The organism is Acetivibrio sp., assembly GCF_035371925.1.
In the GTDB taxonomy this organism is placed as follows: Bacteria; Bacillota; Clostridia; order Acetivibrionales; family Acetivibrionaceae; genus Hungateiclostridium.
Genome location: NZ_DAORXT010000111.1, coordinates 1 through 8612 on the forward strand (window position 1 = coordinate 1; position 8612 = coordinate 8612).

Genomic DNA, 8612 nt, shown 5'->3' on the forward strand with positions numbered 1-8612 from the left:
CAATAGGTTTAAGAAATTTTATTTAGAACCGATACTTTTTGTGGGATAATCATATGATAATATTAATTATGAGTATTGCAATACAGTGTTGAAAGGAAGATGCGCTTTGTTTGGGCTTGGACAGGACATAGGTATTGATTTGGGAACGGCATCAGTACTTGTTTATATAAAAGGAAAAGGCATAGTATTAAAAGAACCTTCGGTTGTGGCAATCGATAAAAATACAAACAAGCTTCTGGCTGTGGGAGAGGAAGCTAGGCGAATGCTTGGCAGGACTCCCGGGAATATTGTCGCAATAAGGCCTTTAAGAGACGGTGTAATATCCGATTATGATATTACTGAGAAAATGTTAAAGCACTTTATTGGCAAGGTATGCGGCAACAAGGCATTTAAGTTTTTCAAGCCAAGGATTGTTGTATGTGTGCCCAGCGGAGTTACCGAGGTGGAAAAACGAGCGGTAAGAGAGGCTGCAATGCAGGCCGGTGCGCGAAAGACGTATCTTATTGAAGAGCCGATAGCCGCTGCAATCGGGGCTGGTATCGATATTTCAAAGGCTTGCGGAAGCATGGTAATAGACGTGGGTGGAGGTACCACCGACATAGCCGTTATATCCCTCGGCGGTATTGTTGTAAGTTCTTCCATCAAAGTTGCGGGGGACAAGTTTGATGAAGCTATTTCAAGATATATGAGGAAAAAACACAATATTATGATAGGGGAACGTACTGCTGAAGAGTTGAAAATCAATGTCGGTACGGTTTATCCCAGGGTACAGGAAGTATCCATGGATATTAGGGGAAGAAATCTTATATCGGGGTTGCCGAAGACCATTACCGTTACTTCCTCAGAGATTATGGAGGCCTTGGAAGAGCCCATTTCAAGTATTGTGGAAGTTGTGCACTCGGTTCTCGAAAGGACACCGCCGGAGCTTGCCGCAGATATCAGCGACCGCGGTATTGTAATGACCGGTGGAGGAAGTCTCGTATACGGATTTGACAAGTTGATACAGGAAAAGACAGGAATAAACGTAGTTATTGCAGATGATGCCGTGTCATGTGTGGCCCTGGGAACAGGCAAGGCGCTTGAACATTTGGAGGCCATTGAAAAAAGTGAACAAGGTGACAGCACTGTTAATTATATCTAAGAAATTGCATTTGGTTTTAATATATGAAAAGTCGGGTAAAAATCCCGGCTTTTTTGTTTTAAACTTTTGGAGTTGTCTTTTAAGATAATATTTTCTACTAAACCATTTAAATAAATATCCGATATTCTATATTGAAAGAAAAGTAAGATAGCTGAAAGAAGATAAATTACGTTTCTAGGAGATTGGATTATGATTAGAGGTCTTTACACGTCAGGTTGGAGTATGCTTGCCAATAGCAAACAAATGGATGTCGTATCCAACAATCTTGCAAATGTAAATACCACTGCATACAAAAAAGACACGGTGATATTGGAGAGCTTTCCCGATGCATTGGTAAGAAGGATTAACGACAGCCACAGCAGCAGTAATCCTTCGGGAAGGTTGGGGTATGTACAGCTGGGAAATGATGTGGGAGAGGTGTTTACATATTATAATCAAGGACAGCTCCAAAAGACAGACAACAGCTTGGACATGGCGATTTCCAATTGCGATACAGCCTTCTTTACCGTAGCAGTACCTGCCGAAAACGGAGCGTTCAGAGAGTATTATACGAGGGATGGCTCTTTTGCGCTGAATGCATACGGACAACTGGTGACAAAGGAAGGCTACCTCGTAATGGGCCAAAATGGCGTTATTACTCTTAATTCGGAGAATTTCAGTGTTAGTGATGACGGTACGATTGTTGAAAACGGGCAGGCCGTTGACAGACTGTTGATAAGAAATTTTACGGATACCGCAACACTTAGAAAAGTGGGTTCAAATCTTGTGCAAAGAAGTGAGAATACAGAGGAGCAAGAGTTTGACGGTGTAGTAAGGCAGGGTTATCTTGAACAGTCAAACGTAAATTCCATTAATGAAATGATTAATATGATTACAATAATGCGTTCCTATGAGGCAAATCAAAAAATCCTTCAGGCCCAGGACGAAACGCTTCAAAAAGCAGTAAACGAAATAGGAGTTGTAAGATAGGAGGATAATTATTATGATGAGAGCACTGTGGACTGCAGGGTCGGGAATGACGGCTCAGCAGCTTAATGTCGATGTTATATCAAACAATCTTTCAAACGTCAACACCACCGCATACAAAAAGGAAAGATTGGAATTCAAGGATATGCTTTATGACACATTAAACAGAGCATATATCCTGGATGGAGAAGGAAGACCGGTAAATCTGCAGGTGGGATACGGAACAGTTCCGATGGCTACATTGAAAAATTTCCAGAGCGGAAGCTTTGAAAAGACTGACAATCCTCTTGATCTTGCCATAGACGGCGATGGCTTTTTCACTGTGCTAGGTCCGAGAGGAGATATAGTTTATACCCGGGACGGAAGCTTTAAACTCAGTGTGACGGAAAACGGGAATATGCTCACAACATCGGATGGATATCCGGTGCTGGATGAATCCGGAGCTGAAATAATACTCGACATTGATGTGTCGAAACTGAACATTTCATCCGACGGAGAAATGAGCTATACCGACGAAAATGGAGTAGTTGTACCTTTGGGACAGAAAATAGGTCTTGTAAAATTCCCCAACAGAAATGGTCTGGAGAGTGTAGGAAGCAATTTTTATGCTAGCACTTCTGCATCCGGGGAAGCGGTACCTGATGAGGAATTGGGCAAAAAGAGCAATATAAGGCAATATTTCCTTGAGTCATCAAATGTGCAGGTGGTTGAGGAAATGGTCAAGCTCATTGTGGCACAAAGGGCATATGAAATCAATTCCAAAGCAATTCAGTCCGCTGATGAGATGCTGGGCATTGCGAATAATTTAAAGAGATAATGTAAGATGAGACTTTATTCAAGTTTTTCAGTATTCTGACTGGAAAAATTAAATAGGAGCGATTATAATGGATATAGGTGCAATTACCAATAAATACTTTAATAGTTCGGTACAGAACAGCAGTACAAAATCTACCGATGATGATTTTGAGAAGAGGCTTCAGAATGCTCTGGAGAACAAAGACGAGAAAGAACTTAAAAAAGTATGCAAAGAATTTGAAGGAATTTTACTTCAGATTGTATATAAACAGATGAAAGCCACAGTTCCCAAATCTGATTTTTTACCTGCTGATTACGGCAGGGAGATTTTTGAAGATATGTTAGATGAGGAACTGGTAAAGGAGTCGTCCGGGCGTCTTAATTTGGGCCTTGCGGATAGCCTTTACAAGCAGCTTTCGAGAAATCTCAAATCCGATTGATATATTATTGATATTATTTAATGTATGATTTAAGCTTAAATTGTTTGCCAAGGGGAGCATATAGGTACTGATGGAAAGTAAGGTTAATTTCAATACAATAGTATTTATGGTTTTAATAATTACGACCCTCATAATTATTTATGCAGGGCTTTTTTTATTTCAGGGGGGAAATTTGTACGGCAATAAAGAAAATGGTAATGCGGACGATAAAGGTACCGTCACAACAGAAACCGATTCTTTCTCCGTAGTGCATAGAGCTGTCAGCACGGAAATCAACGAAATGAAGCAGGAGATAAACCTTTTGGAGATCGATTTGGCTTTTGACAGCGTCAAAATAAAGCCGGCATTAGCCTTCGGTACGATATATGGTTTTCAAAGCCTTAAAGATATTGCGATCGACAATAATGCTTATGCCGCTGTAAATGCGGGGTTCTTCTACTCTTACGGAGAGCCTGCGGGTATGGTAGCTATTGACGGAAAAGTCTATACAAAGTCTTCGGGCAGATACCCGGTGTTTATTGTGCAAGGGAAAAATGCCTTTTTAAGCGAGGTTTGGAGCAATATATGGATACTGCATGGCAATAGGAGGATCCTGGCGGATAATATAAACAGGGAAGGTAGACCTGGGGAAATAGTTGTGTATACACCGGCTTTCGGGCCCACCAACAGGGCAAGCAAGCTCAGTACTTCATATATTATAGAGAACAACAAAGTTGTAAAGAAATTTCGTGCAGATACGGAGTGCAAAATTCCTTCGAACGGAATGGTGGTTACCCTTTATGAGCCTATTTCATTGGAGCAAAAATTTGAAGTCGGGGACTGGGTCGGAATCGATATAGATCCGGATTTCGGTCCGGAATTTCAGGCATACGAGTGCGGAAGCTGGCTTGTAAGGAATGGAAAGGTGGCAGCCGTTGACAAGGACGAATGGGTTGGACTTTTGACCAACCGGGATCCGAGGACAGCTGTAGGAATAAAACATGACGGCAAAGTACTGCTTATTACCGTAGATGGTAGGCAGCCGGGATACAGCATAGGGCTTTCATCGAGGGAGCTTGCCGGCTATCTGATAAGCCTGGGGGTGAAAGATGCCGCCATGCTGGACGGGGGAGCTTCAACCCAGATGATTATAAAAAATGAGACGGTAAACAGGCTTTATGCCCGTGAGAGATTGCTGGGGGGAGGAATTGTGGTTATTGTGGATGGCGATTAGTTTATCTTCATGGTCATCATCCAAAATAATATATTGTAAAAGCTTTTGGAGTAATTTTACCTTATGAGTTGTTATTGGATATAAGTGTTTTACTTATTTGCAACTCTTTGCTATAATGTATTCTAACATAACTATTTTTGGAAAGAGGTGTCTTGATGCTGACCAATGTTGAAATTCAGAATATTATTCCCCACAGATATCCATTCTTATTGATTGATAAAATAATTGAGGTTGAGCCGGGGAAGAGAGCAGTGGGAATAAAGAATGTAACCGCAAATGAGCCGTTCTTTCAGGGACATTTTCCGGGCAATCCGATTATGCCGGGAGTTCTGATAGTTGAGGCCTTAGCTCAAACTGCATGTGTTGCAGGGTTGATGCTTGAAGAAAATAAAGGGAAACTGGGTGTGTTTACAGGTATTGAGTCGATGAAATTTAGAAGACAGGTTGTTCCCGGAGATACATTAAGGCTTGAGGCTGAGTTTTTGGCATTCAAGATGGGAATGGGAAAAGCAAAGGTTTTAGCTACTGTTGATGGAGAAGTCGCAGCCGAGGGCCAGATAAAGTTTGCAATGATTGATACCAATAAGAATGGTTAATATGGATAATCATTAAATACTAAGAAGTCCGAGAACAACACGATATATCGTGAAGTCATCGGACTTTTATTGATTGCCTGCTTTGAATTTTGTATGTATGTGCAAATCAAGTCAGCTTACGGCTACCATCTGTGTATCTTTGAGAAACATTTCTCCGACCTTGTACACATCGCCGGCTCCCATGGTAAGTATCAAATCTCCTTCGGAAACATTCTTCTTGAGATATTCAACAATTCCCTCAAAGTCGGACAGATATATGGCATCCTGGCCATTTTCCCGTATCTTTTCTGCCAAAATCCTTGAATGAATTTCGCCGGTATCTTTTTCCCGGGCGGAGTAAATATCTGTTATAATAACTTTATCCGCATCTTTGAAGGCCGTAGAGAATTCGTCCAACAGGAATTTTGTCCTGGTATAGGTATGGGGCTGAAACACAGTCCAAATTCTTGGATAGTTTCCGCTTCTTGCAGCTTTTAATGTTGCTTTGATTTCCGAAGGATGATGTGCATAGTCGTCAACCACCTTTATATTATTTTCGATTCCTTTTAATTCAAAACGGCGGTGAATGCCAGTATAACTTTCAAGGCCTTTTTTTATGTTTTCGAAACTGCAGCCTAAGGCGTGGCATGCAGCGATTGATGCTAGAGCATTGCTGATATTGTGGATGCCCGGAACGTTTAGCTGTATGTTTGCAACTTTCTCACTGTTTTTAAGTACTGTAAAGGATGCAAAGCCGTTTTCATTGAAGGAAATATCCTCAGCTGTCCACATTGCATTTTTTGAATTAAGGCCATAAGTGATTACATTGCAGTGTACATCTTTGAGAAGAGACGAAATGTTTTCGTCATCAACACATGCAACCACATAGCCGTTTTCGGGAACAAGACGAATAAACTTTAAAAATGCGTCTTTAATATGCTCTATATCCTTGAAATAATCAAGGTGATCGGCTTCAATGTTTAGCACAACGGCAAGATATGGATAAAACTTTAGAAAGCTCTCCACATATTCACATGCCTCGGCAATAAAGTAGTTGTTTCCTCCTATTCGTGTATTTCCGCCAATGGCATCCAGCTCTCCGCCTATATGAATAGTAGGGTCGAGAGAGGATTCCAGCATAATCAGTGAAATCATGGATGTGGTTGTTGTTTTTCCGTGGGTACCGGATACGGCGACACTAAAAGGATATTTTTTCATTATCTCGCCCAGCAATGTTGCCCTGTCTAAAGTGGGAATTCCAAGGCTTTTGGCTTTCACAAGTTCCGGATTGTCACTTTTTACAGCGGCTGTATATATTACAAGATCTGCATCGCCAATATTTTCTTCGTTATGCCCCATGTATATTTTAATCCCTTTATTTTCAAGCTTTGAGGTAATGTTCGAAGGTTTCATGTCAGAGCCGGACACACTAAATCCCAGGTTCAAAAGGATTTCTGCAAGCCCGCTCATACTTATTCCGCCTATACCGATGAAATGCACATGTTTGAATTCTTTCGAGTCCAGTATACTTAATTGTTCCAATGCCAACACTCCTTAAACTTTAATATACAGCCAGATAACATCATAATCTATATTTTACTAAATTCCAACATAAATTTTACAGTCATAAGAATAAATTTCATAGTCTTATATTAATACTAACCGGCTGATGCAACAATAAAAATATCCAATTAGTATTATATGAAAATTTTAACACATTTATAAGTGTTTCCGTATATTTAATTTTTTAAACCGTAAAAATTGGCATAAATACTGAACGATTTAACTAAAAAGACTTAAAATATTCGGAAATGTATAGTATAATATACAAAGATTAATTGGAAAAAATAGAGGGGTTGTATTAATTAACCTGTATACAACTTGAAATTTACTACAAAATAGCCTGGAGGGATTTGATGGAAAAGTTTCATAGGAATGAACGGCTTGCTGTTTTGATGAAGACCCTGTGCGATTCACCGGGAGAAACGTTTACCCTTGGAAGTTTTGCAGATATGTTCGGTTCTGCAAAGTCCACAATAAGTGAAGATATAGATATTGTGCAAAACTTGCTTGAGAAGTTTGACTTGGGGTCAATCGAGAGCATAGCCGGTTCTATGGGGGGCATAAGATTTGTTCCCGGATATAGAAAAGAGAAAGTAAAATCCATTTTAGACTCCCTGTGTCAGGAGCTGTCCAACAGTCAGAGAATTCTTCCGGGCGGGTACTTGTATATGCTGGATATTATTTATGATCCCAAGAAAATATCCGAGATAGGGTATATTTTTGCAGGGCATTTTTTCAAAAGGGAAATAGATTGTGTCATTACGGTTGAGACAAAGGGTATTCCCCTTGCTTTTGCCACTGCAAAACAGCTGGGGGTGCCTTTGGTAATAGCAAGGCACAATAGTGAAGCCACAGACGGACCGTCGGTAAACATAAATTATGTGTCCGGTTCGTCAAAGAAGATTCAAACAATGGTTCTTCCCATGAGAGCCCTCAAAGGATATTCGAGGCTCCTTTTCATAGACGATTTTATGAAAGGCGGAGGTACTGCCAAGGGCATAATTGACATGGTGAGAGAATTTGAGTGCGAGGTTGTGGGAATCGGGGTGGTTATTGAGACCTTAGAGCCGTCGAAAAAATTGGTGGACGATTATGTGTCCCTGTTAACTTTGAATATTGTAGATACTGAGGAAAAGCTTATAGATGTAAGGCCCAGCAAAGAATGGATGTAAAAAATTCCATTTCAATCGGATTTCTTAATAATGAATAATATATCGATAAAGAGATATGCTATAAAAAAAGGTTTTAATTTGCAATTAAAATAATAATAAAAATCGTAAAAAATAAGAAGGAAAATCAAAAATAATGCCGAATATATATTAAGTACACGATGAATACACAATTTACGGAAGGTGGTAACATCTCATGGAAATTACCGATGTTCGCATCAGAAAGATCGATTCTGAAGGAAAAATGAAGGCTGTCGTTTCTGTAACCTTTGACAATGAATTTGTTGTTCACGATATAAAGGTTATTGAAAGTCAGAATGGCTTATTCATTGCGATGCCTAGCAGAAAAGCTCCAGATGGGGAATTCAGGGATATTGCTCATCCTATCAATGCAGAAACCAGGAGCAAGATCCAGACTGCCATTTTGGATAAATATGAGTCAATTTCTACAGGCAGCATCGAAACAGAAGAAAGTAACTAGAATATTGTAGAACTATATAAAAAATAAGAATATAATTAGTTTTGAAATTATTGAATCGTGAAAAGGACTGCATTAAATCCATATGCTTATTCAGTTTTTTCATGGTGGGGTTGTTTGTTCTCTAAAGGAACTTGCGGTCTCACATGAAAGAAGTAATGCTTCAATGAATGGGCTGTAAGTTAATGCATACTTTTGACGATTTTTATTTATGCGAAAATTGGTAAGTTGTAAAATTAATTGCCCAAACATGATAAAAAAGAAGTGACTCA

At 39.8% G+C, this 8612-nt stretch carries 9 protein-coding genes; 8 read left to right on the plus strand and 1 reads right to left on the minus strand.

Translation table 11 applies throughout. From position 1 onward, the window contains the following. Positions 1 to 106: 106 nt before the first annotated feature. From PLH43_RS12080 to fabZ, 6 genes are all read left to right on the plus strand, one after another. Positions 107 to 1141 carry a rod shape-determining protein gene (locus tag PLH43_RS12080; protein ID WP_324363453.1) on the plus strand — a complete coding sequence of 345 codons (1035 nt, stop codon included), beginning with the start codon at positions 107 to 109 and terminating at the stop codon, positions 1139 to 1141. Between the two features lie 189 nt (positions 1142 to 1330). After that, positions 1331 to 2110 (plus strand): flagellar hook-basal body complex protein, encoded by a 780-nt coding sequence (locus PLH43_RS12085; RefSeq protein WP_324363455.1) that lies wholly within the window; start codon positions 1331 to 1333, stop codon positions 2108 to 2110. Between the two features lie 13 nt (positions 2111 to 2123). Beyond that, complete coding sequence (gene flgG / locus PLH43_RS12090) at positions 2124 to 2924, plus strand: flagellar basal-body rod protein FlgG (RefSeq protein WP_324363457.1); 801 nt, start codon at positions 2124 to 2126, stop codon at positions 2922 to 2924. A gap of 67 nt (positions 2925 to 2991) precedes the next feature. Then, positions 2992 to 3342 carry a rod-binding protein gene (locus tag PLH43_RS12095; RefSeq protein ID WP_324363459.1) on the plus strand — a complete coding sequence of 117 codons (351 nt, stop codon included), beginning with the start codon at positions 2992 to 2994 and terminating at the stop codon, positions 3340 to 3342. A 172-nt stretch (positions 3343 to 3514) separates the two neighbouring features. Further along, a complete protein-coding gene (locus PLH43_RS12100; RefSeq protein WP_324363461.1) occupies positions 3515 to 4555 on the plus strand; it encodes a phosphodiester glycosidase family protein in 1041 nt (346 codons plus the stop codon). A gap of 155 nt (positions 4556 to 4710) precedes the next feature. Further along, the gene (fabZ, locus tag PLH43_RS12105) at positions 4711 to 5151 is read left to right on the plus strand and encodes a 3-hydroxyacyl-ACP dehydratase FabZ (protein WP_324363463.1); all 441 of its coding nucleotides are present in this window, start codon (positions 4711 to 4713) and stop codon (positions 5149 to 5151) included. A gap of 111 nt (positions 5152 to 5262) precedes the next feature. Here fabZ and murC read toward each other — a convergent pair whose 3' ends face one another. Further along, on the minus strand, positions 5263 to 6672 hold the full coding sequence (murC, locus tag PLH43_RS12110) for a UDP-N-acetylmuramate--L-alanine ligase (RefSeq protein ID WP_324363465.1): 1410 nt from the start codon (positions 6670 to 6672) through the stop codon (positions 5263 to 5265). A 374-nt stretch (positions 6673 to 7046) separates the two neighbouring features. On the opposite strand from murC, the gene purR reads away from it, so the two are divergent. Together purR and spoVG are read left to right on the plus strand one after the other, a co-directional pair. Further along, the gene (purR, locus tag PLH43_RS12115; RefSeq protein WP_324363467.1) at positions 7047 to 7865 is read left to right on the plus strand and encodes a pur operon repressor; all 819 of its coding nucleotides are present in this window, start codon (positions 7047 to 7049) and stop codon (positions 7863 to 7865) included. Positions 7866 to 8058: 193 nt separating this feature from the next. Next, the gene (gene spoVG, locus PLH43_RS12120) at positions 8059 to 8343 is read left to right on the plus strand and encodes a septation regulator SpoVG (RefSeq protein ID WP_324363469.1); all 285 of its coding nucleotides are present in this window, start codon (positions 8059 to 8061) and stop codon (positions 8341 to 8343) included. The last annotated feature ends 269 nt before the right edge of the window (positions 8344 to 8612 follow it).

Bases quoted from the DNA above. Each gene is read 5' to 3' on its own strand.
- flgG (WP_324363457.1), top strand. From the start codon at position 2,124: ATGATGAGAGCACTGTGGACTGCAGGGTCGGGAATGACGGCTCAGCAG.
- purR (WP_324363467.1), top strand. From the start codon at position 7,047: ATGGAAAAGTTTCATAGGAATGAACGGCTTGCTGTTTTGATGAAGACC.
- PLH43_RS12085 (WP_324363455.1), top strand. From the start codon at position 1,331: ATGATTAGAGGTCTTTACACGTCAGGTTGGAGTATGCTTGCCAATAGC.
- PLH43_RS12095 (WP_324363459.1), top strand. From the start codon at position 2,992: ATGGATATAGGTGCAATTACCAATAAATACTTTAATAGTTCGGTACAG.
- spoVG (WP_324363469.1), top strand. From the start codon at position 8,059: ATGGAAATTACCGATGTTCGCATCAGAAAGATCGATTCTGAAGGAAAA.
- fabZ (WP_324363463.1), top strand. From the start codon at position 4,711: ATGCTGACCAATGTTGAAATTCAGAATATTATTCCCCACAGATATCCA.